Source organism: Saccharothrix luteola (assembly GCF_020859565.1).
GTDB classification, from domain to species: domain Bacteria; phylum Actinomycetota; class Actinomycetes; order Mycobacteriales; family Pseudonocardiaceae; genus Actinosynnema; species Actinosynnema luteola.
In genome coordinates this window covers 214,485-234,299 of the sequence record NZ_JAJHUO010000006.1, presented here as the reverse complement: position 1 = coordinate 234,299, position 19,815 = coordinate 214,485, and the positions used below count along the sequence as shown (strand labels likewise).

The 19,815-nt window shown below is 73.1% G+C and carries 17 protein-coding genes; 12 read left to right on the top strand and 5 right to left on the bottom strand.

Going from position 1 to position 19,815, the window contains the following annotated elements; genetic code table 11:
* Positions 1-34: 34 nt before the first annotated feature.
* Positions 35-559, top strand: a complete 525-nt coding sequence (locus tag LNK82_RS10535; RefSeq protein ID WP_230566747.1) for an HAD domain-containing protein — start codon at positions 35-37, stop codon at positions 557-559.
* 633 nt (positions 560-1,192) lie between these two features.
* Here the strand turns inward: LNK82_RS10535 and LNK82_RS10530 are convergent.
* Positions 1,193-1,477, bottom strand: coding sequence for an Lrp/AsnC family transcriptional regulator (locus LNK82_RS10530; RefSeq protein ID WP_053718754.1), 285 nt, complete (start codon positions 1,475-1,477; stop codon positions 1,193-1,195).
* A gap of 42 nt (positions 1,478-1,519) precedes the next feature.
* Positions 1,520-3,223, bottom strand: coding sequence for a DEDD exonuclease domain-containing protein (locus LNK82_RS10525; protein WP_230566746.1), 1,704 nt, complete (start codon positions 3,221-3,223; stop codon positions 1,520-1,522).
* Positions 3,224-3,373: 150 nt separating this feature from the next.
* On the opposite strand from LNK82_RS10525, the gene LNK82_RS10520 reads away from it, so the two are divergent.
* The 4 genes from LNK82_RS10520 to LNK82_RS10505 all read left to right on the top strand — a co-directional run bounded on the left by LNK82_RS10520 (position 3,374) and on the right by LNK82_RS10505 (position 8,556).
* Positions 3,374-4,723: an NYN domain-containing protein gene (locus LNK82_RS10520; RefSeq protein WP_372470455.1), complete on the top strand. Its 1,350-nt coding sequence runs from the start codon at positions 3,374-3,376 to the stop codon at positions 4,721-4,723.
* Between the two features lie 298 nt (positions 4,724-5,021).
* On the top strand, positions 5,022-6,065 hold the full coding sequence (locus tag LNK82_RS10515) for a C40 family peptidase (RefSeq protein WP_230566745.1): 1,044 nt from the start codon (positions 5,022-5,024) through the stop codon (positions 6,063-6,065).
* Positions 6,066-6,126: 61 nt separating this feature from the next.
* Positions 6,127-7,416 (top strand): hypothetical protein, encoded by a 1,290-nt coding sequence (locus LNK82_RS10510; RefSeq protein WP_230566744.1) that lies wholly within the window; start codon positions 6,127-6,129, stop codon positions 7,414-7,416.
* A 9-nt stretch (positions 7,417-7,425) separates the two neighbouring features.
* Complete coding sequence (locus LNK82_RS10505) at positions 7,426-8,556, top strand: glycosyltransferase family 4 protein (protein WP_230566743.1); 1,131 nt, start codon at positions 7,426-7,428, stop codon at positions 8,554-8,556.
* A gap of 92 nt (positions 8,557-8,648) precedes the next feature.
* Here the strand turns inward: LNK82_RS10505 and LNK82_RS10500 are convergent, their stop codons facing one another.
* Together LNK82_RS10500 and LNK82_RS10495 are read right to left on the bottom strand one after the other, a co-directional pair.
* Positions 8,649-11,594: an AfsR/SARP family transcriptional regulator gene (locus LNK82_RS10500; RefSeq protein ID WP_308257190.1), complete on the bottom strand. Its 2,946-nt coding sequence runs from the start codon at positions 11,592-11,594 to the stop codon at positions 8,649-8,651.
* A gap of 361 nt (positions 11,595-11,955) precedes the next feature.
* Positions 11,956-13,764 carry an AMP-dependent synthetase/ligase gene (locus tag LNK82_RS10495; RefSeq protein WP_230566742.1) on the bottom strand — a complete coding sequence of 603 codons (1,809 nt, stop codon included), beginning with the start codon at positions 13,762-13,764 and terminating at the stop codon, positions 11,956-11,958.
* A gap of 112 nt (positions 13,765-13,876) precedes the next feature.
* Between LNK82_RS10495 and LNK82_RS10490 the strand changes: the two genes are divergently transcribed.
* The 7 genes from LNK82_RS10490 (at position 13,877) to LNK82_RS10460 (ending at position 19,076) form a co-directional block, all read left to right on the top strand.
* Complete coding sequence (locus tag LNK82_RS10490) at positions 13,877-14,257, top strand: polyketide cyclase / dehydrase and lipid transport (RefSeq protein WP_230566741.1); 381 nt, start codon at positions 13,877-13,879, stop codon at positions 14,255-14,257.
* Between the two features lie 11 nt (positions 14,258-14,268).
* The gene (locus tag LNK82_RS10485; protein WP_230566740.1) at positions 14,269-15,057 is read left to right on the top strand and encodes a metallophosphoesterase family protein; all 789 of its coding nucleotides are present in this window, start codon (positions 14,269-14,271) and stop codon (positions 15,055-15,057) included.
* 27 nt (positions 15,058-15,084) lie between these two features.
* Positions 15,085-15,534 (top strand): SRPBCC family protein, encoded by a 450-nt coding sequence (locus LNK82_RS10480; protein ID WP_230566739.1) that lies wholly within the window; start codon positions 15,085-15,087, stop codon positions 15,532-15,534.
* Positions 15,531-16,739 carry an ArsA family ATPase gene (locus tag LNK82_RS10475; RefSeq protein ID WP_230566738.1) on the top strand — a complete coding sequence of 403 codons (1,209 nt, stop codon included), beginning with the start codon at positions 15,531-15,533 and terminating at the stop codon, positions 16,737-16,739. Before LNK82_RS10480 ends, LNK82_RS10475 begins: the two co-directional genes overlap by 4 nt.
* 5 nt (positions 16,740-16,744) lie before the next feature.
* A complete protein-coding gene (locus LNK82_RS10470; RefSeq protein ID WP_230566737.1) occupies positions 16,745-17,077 on the top strand; it encodes a hypothetical protein in 333 nt (110 codons plus the stop codon).
* Positions 17,071-18,042 carry an ROK family protein gene (locus LNK82_RS10465; protein WP_230566736.1) on the top strand — a complete coding sequence of 324 codons (972 nt, stop codon included), beginning with the start codon at positions 17,071-17,073 and terminating at the stop codon, positions 18,040-18,042. The genes LNK82_RS10470 and LNK82_RS10465 overlap by 7 nt, the downstream gene beginning before the upstream one ends.
* A 101-nt stretch (positions 18,043-18,143) precedes the next feature.
* The gene (locus tag LNK82_RS10460; RefSeq protein ID WP_230566735.1) at positions 18,144-19,076 is read left to right on the top strand and encodes an anti-sigma factor RsbA family regulatory protein; all 933 of its coding nucleotides are present in this window, start codon (positions 18,144-18,146) and stop codon (positions 19,074-19,076) included.
* A 229-nt stretch (positions 19,077-19,305) separates the two neighbouring features.
* Here LNK82_RS10460 and LNK82_RS10455 read toward each other — a convergent pair whose 3' ends face one another.
* Positions 19,306-19,794, bottom strand: coding sequence for a hypothetical protein (locus tag LNK82_RS10455; protein ID WP_230566734.1), 489 nt, complete (start codon positions 19,792-19,794; stop codon positions 19,306-19,308).
* Between the last annotated feature and the right edge of the window lie 21 nt (positions 19,795-19,815).

Below are 19,815 nucleotides of genomic sequence, written 5' to 3'. Positions count from 1 at the left end.
GTGCGGGACCCTTTCGCGTGCGGGGAGTTGTCCGGTGGCCGGTCCTGACCAGCGTCCTTTGCTCTTCCTCGACGTGGACGGGCCGCTGATCCCGTTCGGCGGTGGCGGGTACCCGACCTACGGGACGGTTGCCGCCGGCGCCAATCCGTTGCTGAGCCGGGTCGACCCCGGGCTCGGGCCCCGGTTGGCCGCGCTGCCGTGCGAGCTGGTGTGGGCGACGACGTGGATGGAAGACGCCAACGAGTCCGTCGCGCCTCGGCTCGGCTTGGGTCGGCTCGGCTTGGGTCGGCTCGCGGTGGTGGCGTGGCCGGAGCCGTCCGAGGTCGATGAGCTGGACGAGCGGGCCGGGCTGCACTGGAAGACGCGTGCGCTCGTCTCTTGGGCTGCGGGGCGGCCGTTCGCGTGGGTGGACGACGAGCTCACCGACGTGGACCGGGCGTGGGTCGCGGTGAACCACCCGAGTCGTGCCCTGTTGCACCGGGTCGATCCACGGCTGGGGCTGACGGATGCCGATTTCGGTGTGCTTGGTGGGTGGTTGGGGAGTAGTTCAAAAACTTAAGAGCTTAAAAGCATGTCCTCGCCGGACGGGCAGATCAGCAGGATGACCCCAACTACCGCTGGATGCTGCGGGTCCGTTGTTGGTCCGGGTTTCGTGTCATCCCACCGACCTCCCTCCGGGCTACCACACGCGTCAAGGGGGCGATTCCATCCCATCGTTCCTGTTGGGGTGGAAAGTGCCCCCTTGACACGTGCGGTAGGGCTTTGCCAGGTCGGCGGGATGACACGAAGCCCTTCTTTTCGGGAAGAACCTGTCAGTGGACGGGAGCGGCGGGCCCGGCGCGGGTGGTGTGGAGCGGCGTGGCTATGGGCTGGGTGCCGGCTTTCGCTTTCCCGAACGAGGGGTTCGTGTCATCCCGCCGACCTGGCTTTGCCCTACCGCGCGTGTCAAGGGGGGCGCTGTTCACCGATGCCTGTCGGCGTCCACTGTTGTCGCCCCCCTTGATACGTGTGGTAGCCCGGAGGGAGGTCGGTGGGATGACACGGAACCCGGACCAACGACGGACCCGGAGCATGACCGCATTCCCCGTCATCCTGCTGATCTGCCCGTCCGGCGAGGACATGCTTTTAAGGCTTTTAAGCCTTCAACGCCTTGATGTCGCAACGCCTTCGACGCTTGCGGACTTCGGGCCGATCAGGCGTCTTCGAGACCGATGGCGAACGCCGCGTCCGTGTCACGCTTCGAGTACGACCGGAACGAGATGTGGGTGTCCGTGTTCAGCACGCCGGGCACCTTGGAGATGTGGCCGGGCACCAGGTCGGCCAGGTCCTCGTGCCGGGCGACCTTGACCAGAGCGATCAGGTCGACGTCGCCGGCGCACGAGTAGACCTCGGTGACGCCCTCGATGTCGGCGATCGCCTGCGCCGCGTCCGGAATGGTCTCGGCGGCGGCCTGGATCAGCACGATCGCGGTGATCACAGCGGTCCTCCACAAGTCGTCGGGGTATCGACCGACCACATGCTAGTGGCCCGCCATCCGGTACTGGTCGCGACCGGCCTCGGCGCGTGCCACCCACTCCCGCCACGCGCCGGCTGCGAACGCGGGCGACGTCCACGGGCGCTCGCAGTAGACGAGCCGCGTCCCCGGCCGGTCGATCCACCGCAGGACCACGCCGACCTCCTCGGCCGGCGCGCCGAACAGCGGGCCCTCGCCCGGGATCACCGTCTCCGCCGACGCCACCAGCGCGTCGACCACCGGCATCGGCCGCGTGCCGCGCCGCGCCACCCCGGCCGACGCCAACCGCCCGTGCCGCACCACGGCGAACTCCCACCCGCCGGACCCGTCGGGCCGCGCGGCGACCACCTCCGGCAACGCCGCCAGCCCCGCGAGCCGCTGCGCCCGGTCCAACGAGCGCACCAACGACGACATCCGGTCACGGCGGGTGGCGGCGTCCTCGAACCGGTGCGCATGGGCGAGCGCGTCGATCTGCGCGGTCAGCTCCCGCAACGGCGTGACATCCGCCCCGCCGACCAGCCGGCGGAACGCCGTCGCGGCGGGGGAGTAGTCGTCCACCGACTGACGTCCCGCGCACGGCGCCTTGCACCGGCCCAGCTCGAACAGCGCGCACGGCGTGGCGGACGCGTTGCGCGCCGGGATCCGGATCGAGCACGCCCGCAGCGGCACGGCCTCCAGCACCGCCTCCATCGCAGTCTCGGCGAGCCGCCGGGACCGGAACGGGCCGAGCGCACCCTCACGCGGCGTGCGGACCACGGAGAGGCGCGGAAAAGCCTCGTCCGTCAGCACGAGCCACCACGCCTGCGCCTGGTTCTTGGAACGCCGGTTGTAAGCGGGCTTGTGCGCGGTCAGCAGCCGCAGCTCCCGCACCTCGGCCTCCAACGAGTGCGCGCACTCCACCGCGTCCACCCGCACGGCCAGCGACACCATCTCCCGCAGCCGCTTGCGCCCCTCGCTGGCGGTGAAGTACTGCCGCACCCGCCGCCGCAGGTCGGACGCCGTGCCGACGTACAGCACCTCCTCCGACGGCCCGCGGAACAGGTAGACGCCCGGGGTGGACGGCAGGTGGGACGCGAGCGTCCGCTTGCGCCGCTGCGCGGGCGTCACCTCGGGCAGGTAGGCGACCAGCTCCTCCAGCGAGTGCACGCCGACCGACCCGACCCGCTCCAGCAGGTGGTGCAGCACCTCGACGGTCGCGCGGGCGTCGACCAGCGCGCGGTGGTTCGGCTGCACGGACAGCCCGAACAGCTGGGCCAACGCCGACAGCCGGCAGCTCGGCGCCTCGTCCCGGCTGAGCACCCGGCGGGCCAGCTTCACCGTGCACACGACGGTCGGCTTGGGCCACGTGTACCCGTGCCGGGCGCAAGCGGCCTTGATGAACCCCACGTCGAAGCCGGAGTTGTGCGCGACCAGGACCGCCCCGGCGGCGAACTCGAGGAACGCGGGCAGCACCGTGGTCAGCTTCGGCGCGCCGGTCACCATCACCTGCGTGATCCCGGTCAGGGCCACGACCTGCGGCGGAATGCCCCGCTCGGGGTCGACGAGGGTGCCGAACTCGCCGATCACCCGCCCGCCGCGCACCTTCACCGCACCGATCTCGGTGATCGCGTCACCGTCCGCACGGCCGCCGGTGGTCTCCAGGTCGAACACGACGAACGTGGTCTCGCGCAGCGGTGTGCCCAGTTCGTCGAACGTGAGCTGAGTAGTCATCGCGGCGCACCGTAGCCGTACCCACCGACAGTGTTGATCGCCGCTGCTCGGCAGCCGACGGGCCACCGCGGCGACCACCGCCGGACAACCGGGCGCGGAGCGGCGGCGATCGTGCACAGCGGCGCAACACGACACAGCTAGCCTGTACGGGTGCAAGACCCGATCGAGCCGCCGGCAGGCGCGGACGACCTGGAACCGAACCAGGCCGTCGAGTCCACTGTGGACTGGTCCGCGCTGCCCGAGCCCCTGCGCGCGCGGCTCGCGGAGCTGAGCGCGGATGCGTTGGGGGACTTGGCGAAGGTCGACATCCCGCAGTCCCTGCGCGCGGTCGCCCGGTTCGCTCCGACCAAGCGGGCCCGGCTGGGCGCGCCGGTGCTCGTCGGCGGCCTGAAGTCGTCGGCGAACTTCCGGGCCGCCGTCGTCGAGTGGCTGCGGCGCAACCGGCCGGCGGCGCTGGAGGTGACGTCGCCCGACCCGGTGGCGGCCGGCGCGGCGGCGATCCTGCAGGGCGAGGAGGTCGCGTCCCACTTCATCGAGCTGGTCGGCAGGCGCGTGGCGGACGCGGCGCTGCGCTCCGAGCGCGACCTGGCCGTGCAGCGGGCCGAGCGGCTCGAAGTGGAGCTGGAGCGGCTCAAGGCGGAACGGGCCGAGGCGGGCGGCGCGGTCGACAAGATCCGCGAGGCGTCCGAGGCCGAGCTGGAACGGCTGCGCAAACGGTTGCGCGAGCAGGGCGTGCGGTTGCGCGAGGCCAAGGACCGGGCCGAATCGTCGTCGGCCGAGGCGGACCGGGTGCGCGCGGAGGCCGAGGCCGCGCTGCGCCGGTTGACCGCCGAACGGGACCGCGAACGCGAACGCGCCGAGCACGAGCGCGCCAAGGCCCAGCGGGCCGAGTCGGACGCGGAGGTGGCGCGCCAGTCGGCCAAGGAGGCCCGCCAGGCCGACGAGGTGCGGCTGGCCCTGCTGGTCGAGACGCTCGACGGCGCGGTGAACGGCCTGCGCCGGGAACTGGCCCTCGGCGGCGCGGGCCCGCGGCCGGCGGACCTCGTGCGCGGCGCCAGCGCGGCGCAGGGCGCGGTCGGCCGGGTGGAGGACCCGGCGGCGCTGGACCGGTTGCTGGCGCTGCCCGCCGTGCACTTGATCGTGGACGGCTACAACGTGACCAAGACGGGCTACCCGGAGCTGTCGCTGTCGGACCAGCGGGACCGGTTGGTGCACCAGCTGGCAGTGCTGGCGGCGCGCACCGGCGCGGAGGTGACGTTGGTGTTCGACGGCGCGGGTGTGGTGGCCGTGCCGACGTCCGCGCCGCGCGGGGTGCGGGTGCTGTTCAGCGATCCCGGTGTGCTGGCCGACGACGTGATCCGGGCGTTGGTGACCGCCGAGCCCGAGGGCCGTCCGGTGGTCGTGGTGACGTCCGACCGGGCGGTGGCTGATTCCGTCCGGCGGCGTGGCGCGCACCCGGTGCCGTCCGCCGTGTTGCTGGCGCGCCTGGGCCGGGTGTGACACAGATCGTGTTTTTAACACCACCAGCGGTCACACGACCAGGTCACAGCTAGGCCGTTTGGGAATAAAGGTGAACTCGACGTGATTTCCTTGCCCCGCTAGTGGACGCCGGACCTCACTTTTCGTAACCTAGCCGAGATCTCGCGGCGAGCAGTGGTCCATCCTGGGCCGCGACGCGGGTTCACCGCCGAATCGGCCTGTCGGGGAGCCGAGCCGGAGATCTCTCACCAGAGGTGCGTCGGGTTGCGCCATGCGCCCGGCCGGCAGGCGGGATCAGACGAAGGAGACACACGCGACTGTGGCGTCGCAACGACTCAAGCGCGGCCTGCGCGGGGCGATGGCGGCCACGGCGGTGGCCGCTGCCGCGGTGGGCGTCCTGCCCGTACCCGCCGGAGCCCAGCCGAACACCCCCGCGAACGCCTCCGAGGCGCTGAAGAAGTACAACGAGCTGGCCGAGCAGGCCACCAAGCTCAACGAAGAGCTCCTGCGCGCCGAAGAGCAGCGCAACGCCAACCAGGCCGAGCTGGACAAGGCCAACGCCGACCTGGCGCAGGCGACCCAGGCGGGCGAGCAGGCGCGGACGGACGAGGAGACCTTCCGGGTCCAGGTCGACAAGCTGACGGAGGCGTCGTTCGAGGGCGCCCGGTTCAACCAGCTGTCGGCGCTGCTGGTGTCCGACTCCCAGCAGGACTTCCTGAACCGCATGTCCGCGCTCGGCGTGCTCGCGTCGGACAACAACGAGTCCCTCGAACGGCTCTCCGGCGCGGTCGACGCGGCCGAGGACGCGCGGCAGAAGGCGGCGGACGCCCAGTCCCGCGCGCAGACCGCGACCGACGAGGCGGTCAAGATCGCCGACGACATCAAGAAGCGGCAGACCGACCTGCAGGGCCAGATCACCGTGGTCAAGGACCAGTTGGCCCGGCTGACCTCGCAGGAGCGCAGCACGCTGACCAACACGGGTCCGAGGGTCACCGCGACCAACGTGCCCGCGGGCGCGGCGGGTGTGGCGCTGCAGTTCGCGCTGGACCAGCAGGGCGACATGTACCGGTACGGCGCGACCGGCCCGGACCTCTGGGACTGCTCCGGCCTGACCTCGAAGGCGTACGCGTACGCCGGCGTGACGATCCCGCGCACCTCCGGTGGCCAGGCGGGCGCCGGGCGACCCGTCAGCCGCAGCGAGGTCCAGGCGGGCGACCTGATCATCTACAACGGCGGCAACCACGTGGGCATGGCGGTGGACAACGCGCGGGTCGTGCACGCGTCCACCGACGGCGTCCCGGTCAAGGTGGTGCCGCTGGAGAACCCCGGCAGCATCTACGCGATGCGGCGCATCGCGGGCTGACAGTCGTCGTCCGGCAGGGCCATCCTCGAGGGGGTGGCCCTGCCGTTGACTTTGGAGGCTCGTGAGCCGTTTTCGGGGTGTGCTGGCCGCGTTGGTGGCCGTGACGTTCCTCGCCGGACTGGTCACGGCCGTCCTCCCGGCGACCCCGTCCGCCCCGCCCGCGTCCGCCGCCACCTCGCGTGCGGACGCCGTGCGGGCGCTGCTCGAACGGCGCGCGCGGGCCGTGCTGGACCGGGACGAGACGGCGTTCACCGCGGACCTCGACCCCCTCGCCGACGCCGGGTTCCGGCAACGGCAGCGCGACCTGTTCCGCAACCTCTCCTCCGTGCCGTTGGCGGAGTGGGAGTACGTTGCCGACTTGGTATCCGACACCGAGGGCCAGGCTGATGTCACGGGCACCGACGTCACCACGCTCGACCTGCCCGCCGCCGACGAGGTGTGGGCGCCGGACGTGCGGCTGTCGTACCGGCTCCGCGGCGTGGACGTGGAGCCGAGCAGCCAGGGCATGGCGTACCTGTTCACCCGGCGCGACGGCCGCTGGTACCTCAACTCCGACACCGCGCTGGAGCCGCTGGGCAAGCGCACGTGGCGCGGGCCGTGGGACTTCGGGCCGAGCCACGTGCTCGCGGGTGCCGGCGGGTTAGTGTTGAGCCACCCCGGCGGCGAGGTGCTCGCCGCACGGGTGCTGGCGGAGCTGGACGGCGCCGTCACGGCCGTGACCGAGGTCTGGGGCCAGGCTTGGGCGCGTCAGGTGGCCGTGCTGATCCCGGCGAGCCCGGCGGAGATGGTCGCGCTGGTCGGACCCGGGTTCGCCACCGGCGCTATCGCGGGCGTCGCGGTGGCGGACCGGGTGGACCCGGACACGCACACCGCCCGCGGCCAACGGGTGGTGCTGAACCCGGACAGCGCGGGCGCGTTGTCGCCGTTGGCGCTGCGGGTGCTGCTGCGGCACGAGATCACGCACGTCGCCGCGCGCGGCGAGACCGTCGACGGGGCGCCGATGTGGGTGCTGGAGGGGTTCGCGGACTACGTCGGCTACCGGCGCAGCGACGTGCCGCCGGCCAAGGCCGCGCCGCTGCTGGCCGCGCGCGTGCGGCAGTCGTTGCCCTCCTCGCTGCCGTCGGACGCCGACTTCCGGGGTGACGGGATGGAGCTGGCCTACCAAGAGGCGTGGTCGCTGAACCTGTACCTGGCGTCGTCGCTCGGCGAGCCGGGGCTGGTGGCGCTGTACCGGAGGCTGGCGCGGGTTCGGGCGTCCGAAGTGGACGGCGTGCTGCTGGAGGTGACCGGTGGGGACACCTCGGCGCTGGTGCGCGGGTGGCAGGAGTTCCTGCGGCGGTCGTTCCCGTAACGTGGTCGCGTGCGTCGGACCCTGTTGGTGACCAATGACTTCCCGCCACGGCCCGGCGGAATCCAGGCCTACCTGCACGCGCTGGCCGTGCGGCTGCCCGAGCTGGTGGTGTACGCGCCGTCGTGGGAGTCGTCGTCCGGCTCGCACCCGGAGTTCGACGCGGCGCAGCCGTTCGAGGTGGTGCGGCATCCGGGGACGTTGATGCTGCCCACGCCGGACGTCGTGCGGCGGGCGTCGGACATCCTGCGCGGAGCGCGCTGTGACGCCGTGTGGTTCGGGGCGGCTGCGCCGTTGGCGCTGATGACGTCACGGCTGCGTGCCGCCGGCGCTTCTCGGGTGTTGGCGTCGACGCACGGGCACGAGGTCGGGTGGTCCATGCTGCCGGGCGCGCGGCAGGCGTTGCGGCGGATCGGGTCGGACGCGGACGTGGTGACGTTCGTGAGCAGGTACACGCGTTCGCGGTTCGCGGCGGCATTCGGTCCGATGGCGGCGTTGGAGCACCTGCCGTCGGGGGTGGACACGTCGGTGTTCGCGCCTTCGGCGGCGGCGCGGGCGGAGATGCGCGCCCGGTACGGGTTGGGCGACCGGCCGGTGGTGGTGTGCGTGTCGCGGCTCGTGCCGCGCAAGGGGCAGGACGTGCTGGTGCGGGCGTTGCCGGAGATCCGGCGGCAGGTGCCGGGCGCGGCGTTGCTGCTGGTGGGCGGTGGGCCGTACCGGGGGGCGTTGGAGCGGCTGGCGGCGTCGGTCGGCGTGTCGGAGCACGTGGTGCTGACCGGGTCGGTGCCGTGGGAGGAGCTGCCCGCGCACTACAACGCCGGTGACGTGTTCGCGATGCCGTGCCGTACGCGTGGGCGTGGGCTGGACGTCGAGGGCCTGGGGATCGTGTACCTGGAGGCGTCGGCCACCGGCCTGCCGGTCGTGGCGGGGCGTTCGGGCGGTGCGCCGGAGACCGTGCGCGACGGCGTGACGGGGCGGGTGGTCGACGGGCGTGAGGTGGCGGAGGTGGCCAACGCCGTCGCCGCGCTGCTGGCCGATCCGGGGACGGCCGCGAAGATGGGCGCGGCGGGCCGGGAGTGGGTCACCGGGAACTGGCGCTGGGACGACCTGGCCGACCGCCTGGTCCGCTTGATCGACGCCTGAGCGTTGAACTCGTGGGTCCTGAACGTAGGACTCTCGCGCCCTGGACGTAGGACACGCGCGGTTTGGACGTAGGACTCTCGTGCGGGTGGGGGTCAGGGGTGGCCGATTTGGTCCTGGAGGTCGGACGCCCGGGTCGTTTCGGTGGCGGCGGCGGTGTGCTCGCCCAGGGCGTCGTGGATGGTGGCGAGCTCGGTGCGGGCGGTGCGCTCCGTGATCCGCAGGCCGAGGCCCGCCGTCAGGGTGACGGCCTGGGCGGCCAGGGTCTTGGCCTCCGCGAGCTGGCCCAGCAGCCTGCGCACGGCCGCCAGGCCGATCAGGGCGCGCGCCTCGCCCGGCAGGTAGCCGATCCGCCGCGCCTTGGTCAGGGCCTGCTGGAACTGCTCGTCGGCCGTCCGCAGGGAACCCAGGCCCCGGTTCGCCGACGCCATCACCACGAGCACGTTCGTGGTGATCCGCTGGTCACCGCCCTCCCGCAGCTCGGCCAGCGCCCGGTCGGCCAGGTCCAGCGCCGCGGCGTGCTCGCCCAAGTCCAGCCGCACGGACGCGGTGCTCTCCAGCACCCGTGCGGCGGCCTCGCGGAATCCCGCCTCCACCGACAGGCGCAACGCCTCGGACAGGTGGGCGAGCGCGCGCTGTGGCTCGCCCATGAGCTGTGACGCCACGCCGAGGAGCGTCAACGCGGTGATCTCGCTGCCCCGCAACCCGTGCTCCACGCTGATCGCCAGCGCCTCGCCCAGCAGGTCCACCGCCTCGGCCAGCTCACCGGTCTCGATCGCGAGCACGCCCAACCCGGTCAGCACGCCCGTCTCGCCCGACCTCGGCTCGCCGGACTCGCGCTTCAGCGCCAGGCACATCTCCAGGTCGTCGCGGGCGCCCTCCAGGTCGCCCGCTTCCATCCGCACCACGCCGAGGTAGCTGCGCACGCCCGCCTCCGACGCGAGGTCGCCGGAGGCGCGGTGCAGCTCCACCGCCCGGGTGTAATGCGCGATGGACGTGGTGAAGTCGCCGAGCCGCCAGTGCAGCGTGGCCAGGTTCTGGTGCATCGCGGCCTCGCCCGCCACGTCCCGCTGCTCGTGCGCGGCGTCCAGCCCGTACTGCGCGGTCGTCAGCCACTCGGTGACGTGCTTGCCGATCCACAGGTAGCCGCGCAGCCCGTCGGCGAGCTGCCACGACATCGCGGCCGGGCCCCGTTCCGCCGCCGAGCGGATCGCCGCGGTCAGGTTCGGCCGCTCCGCGTCCAGCCACGCCCGCGCCTGCGCCGTCGTCTCGATCCGCGGCAGCCGCACCGCCCGCCCGGCGGGCGTCGGCAGCCGCATCAGGTCCGGGTACAGCAGCTCTGCGCAGTGGTCGACGGCACGCACGTAGAACTCCAGCAGCCGCACGCGCGCCGCGGCCACGTCCTCGTTCCCGGCCTCCGCCATCTCGGCCGCGAACCGCGCCAGCGCGTCGTGGAACGCGTACCGGCCGCGGTCGGCGCTCACCAGCCGCGCCCTGGTCAGCTGCCCGAGCAGGGCGGCGGCCTCCGGCACGGTCAGCTCTGCCGCGTTCGCCGCCGCCTCCGTCGTGAAGTCCGCTCCCGGCACCACGCTGAGCAGCGCGAACAGTCGCCGCGCGCCCGGCGTCAGGGCGGCGTGCGCGAGGTCGAGCGGACGGCGGTCGCCCAGCTTCTCCAGGTACCTCACCACCGAACCGCCCGCCACCGAGGCCGCCGCGATGTGCAGCGTCAGCGGTAGGTGCCCGCACCGCCGCGCCAGCTCCTCCGCCGCCGGCCCGGACCGGCGCAGCACGGCCAGCGACTTCTCCGGCGCGAGCACGTCCAGCCCGACCCGCCGGGCGCCGTCGACGGCGATCAGCCCGCGCAGGTCGTCACGGCTGGTCACCAGCACCGGGCAGCTCGCCGCGCCGGGCAGCAGCGGGCGCACCTGGTCCGGCGCGGCGGCGTTGTCCAGCACCAGCAGCATCCGCCGGCCCGTGAGCAGCGACCGGAACAGGGTGCTCTGCTCGTCGGAGTCCACCGGGATCTGCTCCGGCGGCACGCCGAGCGCGCGCAGGAACCGGGTCAGCACCTCCACCACCGGCGTGGCCGGCCCGGACGCGTACCCGCGCAGGTCGACGTACAGCCGACCGTCCGGGAACCGGTCGCGCAGCCGGTGCGCCACGTGCACCGCCAACGCCGTCTTGCCCACGCCGGGCACGCCGGTCAGCGTCACGATCGGCACCGCGGTGCGCGGGCCGTCCGGCGCGATCAGGCGGGAGATCCGGTCGACCAGCTCGGTCCGGCCGACGAAGTCCGGCACGTCCGGCGGCAGCTGGTCGGGCACGTCCGGGTCGACCCGCTCGGTGGGCGCGGCCAGGCTCGGGTCGCCGACCAGGATCGCCTGGTGCAGCTCGCGCAGCGCCGGACCGGGCTCGATGCCCAGCTGCTCGCCGAGCAGCCGGTCGACCAGCCGGAACGCCTCCAGCGCCTCGGCCTGCCTGCTGCCCCGGTACAGCGCCACCATCAGCTGCGCCCAGAACCGCTCGCGCAGCGGGTGGTCCGCGGTCAACGAGCGCAGCACGGGCACCAGCCGCTCGTGGTTGCCCAGCGCCAGCTCGACGTCGTTGCGCTCCTCGTGCACGACCAGCAGCCGCTCGGCCAGCCGCGGCACCTCGTCGTCGCGCAACGCCTCCGACGGCACGTCCGACAGCGCCGGCCCGCGCCACAGGCCGAGCGCCTCGGCGTACAGCTCGGCGGCGTCGGTCAGGTGCCCGGACTGCGCGGCCTGCCTCGCCAGCCCGGCCGTGGTGGTGAACCGGTGCACGTCCACCTGCTCCGGCGGCACCACCAACCGGTAGCCGTCCGAAGTGGTCCGGATCAGCGACGGGTCGCCGAGCAACTGCCGCAACCGCATGACGTAGGTCTGCAACGTGCCGCGCGTGCGGGCGGGCGGGTCGCCGCCCCACAGGAAGGAGACCAACTCGCCAATTGAGACGGCACGGCCCGCGCGCAGCGAGAGGGCGGCCAGCAGCGCCCGGTGCTTACCTGCCCGAACGGGCACCGGTCGACCCTGTATGCGCACCTCGAGCGGGCCGAGCAGGCCGAACCACGGCCCAGCGCCCATCCTTCGCGTCCCCTCGTTCCGCCTCGCTGTGCACAGCCTAGGGCGGGCGCTGACGGCACGAGTCATCGCCGCGTCAGCGATACGACAGCGCGCTGCGGCACGCTATGAAGCGTCCCGGTTGGGGGACCGGGACAACAGAACTTCTCGGGTCCGCGTCAGCGGATACGCGATCACTGGGGGTCGAGTGGCCCGCACTTCGGTGCGGGCCACTCGTCTGTGTCCAATTGCCGCTGCTCCGCAGATGGCAGGCGAGGTCGCGTCGGTGGTGAACGGTCGACGCGACCTCGCGGGACGGGTTTCAGCCTGCGTAGATCGACTCGATTTCCTGCTTGTAGGTCGTGGCGACCACCGAACGACGGAGCTTGAGGCTCGGGGTCATCTCGCCGCCCGCCTCGGTGAAGTCCACCGGCAGGATGCGGAACTTCTTGATCGCCTCCGCCTTGGACACCGCCTGGTTGGCCTCGTCCACCGCGGCCTGGATCACGCCGCGCAGCGTCTCGTCGTCGACCAGGTCGGCCACGGTCGCCGAGCCGGGCTTGCCGTTCTGCTCCTTCCAGGCCGGGAAGAACTCCGGGTCGATCGTGATCAGCGCGCCGATGAACGGCTGCGCGTCGCCGACCACCATGCACTGGCTGATCAGCGGGTGGGCGCGCAGGCGGTCCTCCAGCACGGCGGGCGAGACGTTCTTCCCGCCGGCCGTCACGATGATCTCCTTCTTGCGCCCGGTGATCTTCAGGAAGCCGTCGTCGTCCAGCTCGCCGATGTCACCGGTGTGGAACCAGCCGTCCTCCAGCGCCTCCGCCGTGGCCGTCGGGTTGTTCCAGTAGCTGCGGAACACGACGTCGCCCTTGATCAGGATCTCGCCGTCCTCGCCGATGCGGATCGACGTGCCGCTGACCGGCCGGCCCACCGTGCCGACCCGGAACGCCGACGCGGTGTTCAGGTTCGACGCGGCGCTGGTCTCGGTCAGGCCGTAGCCCTCGAACACCGGCACGCCGATGCCGCGGAAGAAGTGCGCCAGCCGCTCACCCAGCGGCGCGCCGCCGGAGACCGCGTTGGTGCACCGGCCGCCGAGCGCCGCGAGGAGCTTGCTGTAGACGAGCTTCGCGAACAGCGCGTGCTTGATCTTGAGCCCGAGGCCGGGGCCGTCCTTGTCGAGCGCCTCGCTGTAGGCCACCGCGGTCGCCTCGGCGGCGTCGAAGATCTTGCCCTTGCCCGCCGCGTGCGCCTTCTGCTTCGCGCCGTTGTAGACCTTCTCGAACACGCGCGGCACGGCCACCACGAACGTGGGTCGGAACGACTGGAGGTCCTGCACCAGGGTCTTCACGTCGGACGTGTGGCCCATGGTCACGCGCGTGTACACACCGCACAGGGCCAGCGCGCGGGCCAGGATGTGCGCCAGCGGCAGGAACACCAGCAGCGAGTTGCCGGCCTGCATGAGCTGCGGGAACGCGGTGATCCCGGCCCGCACCTCGGACAGCAGGTTGCGGTGGGTCAGCTCGCAGCCCTTGGGGCGGCCGGTGGTGCCGGAGGTGTAGACGATGGTCGCGGTGTCGTCCGCGCCGACCACCTTGCGCCGGGCCCGCGCGTCGTCGTCGGACACCGAGGCGCCCAGCGCGGTCAGCTCGTCGATCGCGCCCGCCGCGTCACCGGACGGTCCGTCGACCTGCCACACGTGCCGCACCTCGGGCAGGCCCGCCACCACCGAGTCCACTGTGGCGCGGTGCTCGGAGGTCTCCACGAACACGGCCTTGGCCGAGGAGTCGGACAGGATCCACTCGACCTGCTCGGCCGAGGAGGTCTCGTAGATCGGGACCACGACGCCGCCCGCGTGCCAGATGGCGAAGTCGAGGAGGGTCCACTCGTAGCGGGTCTTGGACATCAGGCCCACCCGCTCGCCTGGCTGCAACCCCGCCGCGACCAACCCCTTGGCGACCGCGAGGACCTGGGCGGCGAAGTCGCGGGCGGTGACGTCCACCCACGTGCCGTCCACGCGGCGGCGGAAGCTGACGGCGTTGCCGAAGCGCTCCGCGTTCGCCCACACCATGTCGGTGAGGTTCTCCTCGGCAGCCACAGTGGCGGTGGCGGGGACGCTGAACTCGCGCACGTCGACCTCCGGACGATTGTTTGTTACCGGTGGGGAAACTTAGCCTGTGATTCCGGCGATACACCAGGCCGGCCGGTGTTTCCGTAACCGTGTCGTGGCACTCTTCCCACCCGTGCCCAGTGTCGACGTCGTTGACGAGACGTTCCTCGCAGTGCCTCCGGCGGTGGTCGCCGCCGCTTTCGCGCCGCCCGACGCGTGGAGGCGGTTCTGGCCGGACCTGACCCTCGACGCGTACGCCGATCGGGGCACTCAGGGGTTGCGCTGGACGGTCGCCGGCGCGTTGGTCGGAACGATGGAGGTGTGGCTGGAGCCGGTCCTGGACGGCACCCTGCTGCACTACTTCCTGCGTGCCGACTTGCCGGGCGACGCGTCCGACCAGCGGATACGCCGCGAGGTGCGCAGCCGCCAGTTGGCCGCCAAGGAGGTGTCACTCGGCCTCAAGATGATCTTGGAGGCCGGTCGGCCGCCTGGTGAGCCGCCCGTGCTGCCGTAGATTTGGGTCTCGTGCGGGTTCACGTCGTCTCGGATGTCCACGGCAACGCGGAGGCGCTCGCGCGCGCCGGTGACGGGGCGGACGCGCTGGTCGTCCTCGGTGACCTGGTCGACTTCGTCGACTACTACGACCACGGCAAGGGCATCCTGGGCCGGGTCTTCGGCGCGGAGAAGGTCGAGGTGTTCGCCCGGCTGCGGCGCGGCCGGTTCGGCGCGGAGACGGTCCGCTACATGCGGTCGCTGTGGGAGAGCCTGGACAACGCCGCGGACGTCGTCCAAGAGGCGGTCATGGAGCAGTACGCCGCGATGTTCGCGGTGATGAGCGCGCCCACCTACGCCACGCCGGGCAACGTGGACAGCCCCGAGCTGTGGCCGCTGTTCGCCCACGACGGCGTGCACGTGCTGGACGGGCAGGTGGCCGAGATCGGCGGGCTGCGGTTCGGCTTCGCGGGCGGCGCGGTGCTGCACCCGGGTTTCGTGCCGAACCGGCGCGGACCGTGGCGGCCCTACCTGCGCACCGAGGAGGAGTTCGGCGCGGCCCTGGCCGGGCTGGGTGAGGTGGACGTGCTGTGCACGCACGTGCCGCCCGCCGTGGCCGAGCTGACCTACGACGTGGTGGCCCGCCGGCCGGAGCTCGGCTCGACCTCGTTGCTGAAGGTGATCGAGCGCGACCGGCCGCGGTGGTCGGTGTTCGGGCACGTGCACCAGCCCCTGGCGCGCCGGGTCCGGGTCGGCTGGACCGAGTGCGTCAACGTCGGCCACTTCCAGCGCACCGGCACGCCCCACGTCCTGCGTTGGTGAGCCGAACCACCGGGTAGCCTCCCCCGCATGGCCGACGAGTCCACCCAGTCCATCGTCATCGACGCGACGCCCGAGGAGATCGCGGCGGTCATCGCCGACTTCGACGCCTACCCCGAGTGGGCCAACGGGGTGAAGCGCGCCGAGGTGCTGGAGACCGGGGCGGACGGTCGCGCGGCGCAGGTCAGGTTCAACATCGACCAGGGCCCGATCAAGGATGAGTACGTGCTCGCCTACGACGAGTGGTCGCCGAGCCGCATCTCGTGGCACCTGGTCAAGGGTCAGATGCAGAAGTCGCAGGAGGGCAGCTACGCGCTGGCGCCCAAGGGCGGCTCGACCGAGGTCACCTACACCCTGTCGGTGCAGCTGGTCGTGCCCATGATCGGGCTGTTCCGGCGCAAGGCCGAGAAGATGATCATGGACACCGCGCTCAAGGAGCTCAAGCGCCGGGTGGAAAACCGGGTGGACAACGCTGGATGAGCGCCCGCCTGCTGCTCTTCACCGGTAAGGGCGGGGTCGGCAAGACGACCTTGGCCGCCGCCACCGCCACCGCGCTCGCCGCCGGTGGCCGCAAGGCGCTGGTCGTGTCCACCGATCCGGCCCACTCGCTCGGCGACGCGTTCGGCGTGCCGCTGTCCGGTGACGTCGCCGAGGTCGACGGCGGCCCGTCCGCCGCCTCGCTGCACGCGGCCCAGATCGACCCGCGCGCCTTGGTCGACGACGCGTGGCGCGACCTGCGCGGACACCTGCGGACCGTGCTCGCGGGCGCGGGCGTCGACGAGCTGGACGCCGAGGAGCTGACCGTCCTGCCCGGCGTCGAGGAGCTGCTGGCGCTCTCGGAGGTGCGGCGGCTGGCCGCCACCGGGCCGTGGGACGTGGTGGTCGTCGACTGCGGTCCGACCGCCGAGACGCTGCGCCTGCTGGCGCTGCCCGAGGCGTTCGCCTCCTACCTGGAACGGCTGTTCCCGACCCACCGCCGGGTGGTGCGCGGGCTGCTGGCCGGTGTCGCGGGCAGCGACGCGCTGGAGAAGTGGGACGCCACCGCCGACGCGCTCGGCAGGCTGGCGGAGGAGCTGGAGCAGCTACGCGGCCTGCTGACCTCGCCGACGACCAGCGTGCGGCTGGTGCTGACCCCTGAGCGGGTGGTCGCGGCGGAGACCAGGCGGACCGTGACGGCGCTCGCGCTGCAAGGCATCCGGGTCGACGGCGTGGTGGCCAACCGGGTCGTGCCGCACCCCGGCGCGGACCGCGGTCCGGCCGCCGAGTGGCTGCGCACCCGTCGTGCCGAGCAGGACGCGGTGCTCGCCGGGCTGGCCGACCTCGGATCGGTGCGCACCGTGGAGCACCGGGCCGCCGAACCGGTCGGCACGGCAGCGTTGCTGGACGTCGCCGAGGGCCTCTACCAGGGCGGCGACCCGCTCGACGGCGCCGACGCCGACCGGCAGCTGCTGACCGTGGAGCGGACCGGCGAGCTGGAGTACACGTTGCGCGTCGCGCTGCCGGTCGGCGACTCGTCGCTCGACCTCGCGCGGGTGGGCGACGACCTGGCCGTGACGGTGGACGGCAGGCGGCGGCTGGTCGCGCTGCCGTCGCTGCTCAAGCGCTGCCTGGTGACCGGCGCGGAGCTGGACGAGGCCGGGTTGGCGGTGCGGTTCGCACCCGACCCCGATCTGTGGATGCGGTGAGGCACGTGGACTCCAAACTCGCCGAAGAGCTGCGCCTGCTGCTCGACGCCGCCGCCGAGCGGGCGCAGCCGTGGCTGCACCGGGTGGCCGCCGAGGGCGAGCACGACCCGAGGACGTGCGGCTGGTGCCCGTTGTGCAACGCGGTGGCGCTGGCCCGCGGCGACCGGTCGGAGCTGGCCGCGAAGGCGGCCGAGCACGTGGCCGGGCTGATCGCGGTGCTGCGGGCGGCGTTGGCTGAGCCGTCGCCGCCGGTGCCGGAGGACGAGCCGGCGCGGCCGGAGAAGCCGCGGGTCCAGCACATCCCCGTGGTGCGGCGTGACCGGGGGGCGCAGTGCTGACTGTCGGCGTCGACGTCGGCGGCACGAGCGTGCGCGCGGGGGTGGTCGACGGCGACGGCGCGGTCCTCGACACGGCGCGCGCGGCCACGCCGAGCGGCGAGGAGGCGTTGGAGGAGGCGATCGGGCAGGCCGTCGCCGAGCTGGCGTCCCGGCACCGGATCTCGGGCGTCGGCCTGGCCGTGGCCGGGTTCGTGGCCTCCGACCTGCGGACCGTGAGGTTCGCGCCGCACCTCGCGTGGCGGCAGGCGCCGGTGGCGGACCGGATCTCGCGGCGGATCGGCATGCCGGTGGTGCTGGAGCACGACGCGAACGCCGCCGCGCTGGCCGAGCACCGGTTCGGGGCGGCGCGCGGGGCGAAGATCGCCGCGCTGGTCGCGATCGGCACCGGGATCGGCGGCGCGCTGCTGATCGATGGGCAGGTGTTCCGCGGCGCGCACGGCGTGGCGCCCGAACTGGGCCACCTGCGGCTCGTGCCGGACGGCCGGCCGTGCCCGTGCGGCAAGCACGGCTGCTGGGAGCGGTACTGCAGCGGCACGGCGTTGAGCACGACGGCGGTCGAGCTGCTGGCCCGCTACCCCGGCCAGTCGACCGTGCTGGCGCGGGAGGCGCTGGGCGACTCGCGGGCCGTCACCGGGCGTCGGGTGGCGGGCGCGGCGCGCGACGGCGACCCGTTGGCGCAACGGGCGATGGCGGACCTGGCGCGGTGGCTGGGTGAGGGGTTGGCGCTGGTCGCCGACGTGTACGACCCCGAGGTCGTGGTGATCGGCGGCGGTGTGTCGGAGTCCGCGCCGCTGTTCCTGGACGACGCGCGCGAGCGGTACGCGGCCGTGGTGACCGGCGCCGGGCACCGGCCGCTGGCCCGCATCCGGACCGCGCAGCTCGGTGACGACGCCGGGATCGTCGGCGTGGCCACGCTGGCGCGTGACGTGGCGGCGAGCACGGCCCGCAACGGCAGGCACCGCTGATCCCCGCATTCCGCGTAGCATCGCGGGATGCGGACCGCCGTCATGCGGGGACCGCGCGACCACCACGTCCGCGAGTCCCTCCTCGACCTCGTGGTGCGCCGATGAGGTCCGGTGCGGCGAGCGGGCACGTCGGCTACTTCCACGAGACCGCGTTCTACGGCAGCGACGACGACTACCGGTCGGTCGTCGTGCCGTTCGTGGACGAGGGCGTGGCGGCGTGCGAGCCGGTGCTGGTGGCGTGCCGCCCGGCCAACGAGCGGCTGGTCCGGGACGCGGTGGCCGACCCGTCCGGCGTGGTGTTCCTGCACGGCGGCGACCAGTACGACCGGCCGACCGAGGCGATCATGGCCTACCGGAAGCTGTTCGCGGAGTACGCGGGCGCGGCGCAGATCCGGGTGGTCGGCGACGTGCCGCACCCCGGCGTCGGCGCGGCGTGGGACTGGTGGTCGCGGTACGAGGCTGCGGTGAACGAGGTCTTCGCCGAGTACCCGCTGTGGGGCCTGTGCCCGTACGACCTGCGGACCACGCCGGCGCGGGTGCTGGCGGACGTGGTGCGCACCCACCCGCACGTGGCCGGCACGGACGGGTCGCACCTGCCGAACCCGCGGTACCGGTCGTCGTGGGCGTTGCCGCCGACCGGGCCGACGGCGTTCGAGGCGGGGCGGCCGCTGGTCGAGCTGACCGACCCGACGCCCGCGGAGGCCAGGCGTGCGGTGACGACGGCGTGCGTCGGCACCCGGCTGAGCCACGACGAGGTGGACGACATCGTGTACGCGGCGAGCGAGGCCGTGACCAACGCGCAGTCGCACGGCCGGCCGCCCGTGCGGCTGCGGGCGTGGGCGGGGCCGACGCACGTGCTGGTGGCCGTGACGGATCGGGGTGACGGGCCCGCGTCACCGCTGGCGGGCCTCGTGCCGACCGACCGGACCGCGACGGCGGGCGTCGGCCTGTGGCTGACGCACCGGACGTGCCGCGAAGTGAGCATGAGCCGAGACGCCGAGGGCTTCACCATCCGCCTGATCTCGGGCTCCTGACCCCCGCGCGTGTCGAACCTCCAGGTCCCGCGTGTCGAACGCTCGCGTCGCGCGTGTCGAACCTTCGCGTCCCGCGTGTCGAACGTTCAGGTACCCGAGTTCCACACTCAGGCACCGGCGCGGCAGACCGACGCCCGTCCTGAGCGTTGAACTCGGGGGTCCTGAGCGTTCGACACGCCGGTCCTGAAGGTTCGACACGCGGGCGCTGAAGGTTCGACACGCGCGAGGGTCAGAGGACGGCGCCGTCGTCCCAGCCCGAGTCCGGGGGGTCGGTGTTGCGCATGCGCAGGATCAGCCAGCCGGCGCCCGAGCACATCACGATCAGCGCCAGCGGGGTGCCGATCACGCCGGTCAGGCCGAACAGGCCCGGGAACAGGAGGACGACCACGCCCAGGGCGATCAGCAGCAGCGCCGCGACCGTGCCCGGCCGCAACGCGGGCAGCGGAGGCGGCTCCGGCGGCACGTAGTGGTCGTTCGGGTCGTCCGAGTCGGGGTCCGAGTCCGGGTACGCGTCGGGGTCGTCGTCGGCCGTGGCCACGGCGGGCTGGCCCTCGGGCCGCACCGACCGCGCCGGCTCGGCCTCGTCGCCCTCGTCCGGCTCGGCCTCGTCGGGGTAGGCCTGCCTGCCCACGCCTTCGCGTTCCAGACCCGCCACGATCTCGGCGAAGGTCGCGTCGACGTCCTCCGGGCCGTCGGTCGAGTCGCGTCGGGAGTTCATCGGCGTGCTCCAGCCCTCCGG

Bases quoted from the DNA above. Each gene is read 5' to 3' on its own strand.
- LNK82_RS10525 (WP_230566746.1), bottom strand. From the start codon at position 3,223: ATGACTACTCAGCTCACGTTCGACGAACTGGGCACACCGCTGCGCGAG.
- LNK82_RS10480 (WP_230566739.1), top strand. From the start codon at position 15,085: ATGGCCGACGAGTCCACCCAGTCCATCGTCATCGACGCGACGCCCGAG.
- LNK82_RS10475 (WP_230566738.1), top strand. From the start codon at position 15,531: ATGAGCGCCCGCCTGCTGCTCTTCACCGGTAAGGGCGGGGTCGGCAAG.
- LNK82_RS10460 (WP_230566735.1), top strand. From the start codon at position 18,144: ATGAGGTCCGGTGCGGCGAGCGGGCACGTCGGCTACTTCCACGAGACC.
- LNK82_RS10455 (WP_230566734.1), bottom strand. From the start codon at position 19,794: ATGAACTCCCGACGCGACTCGACCGACGGCCCGGAGGACGTCGACGCG.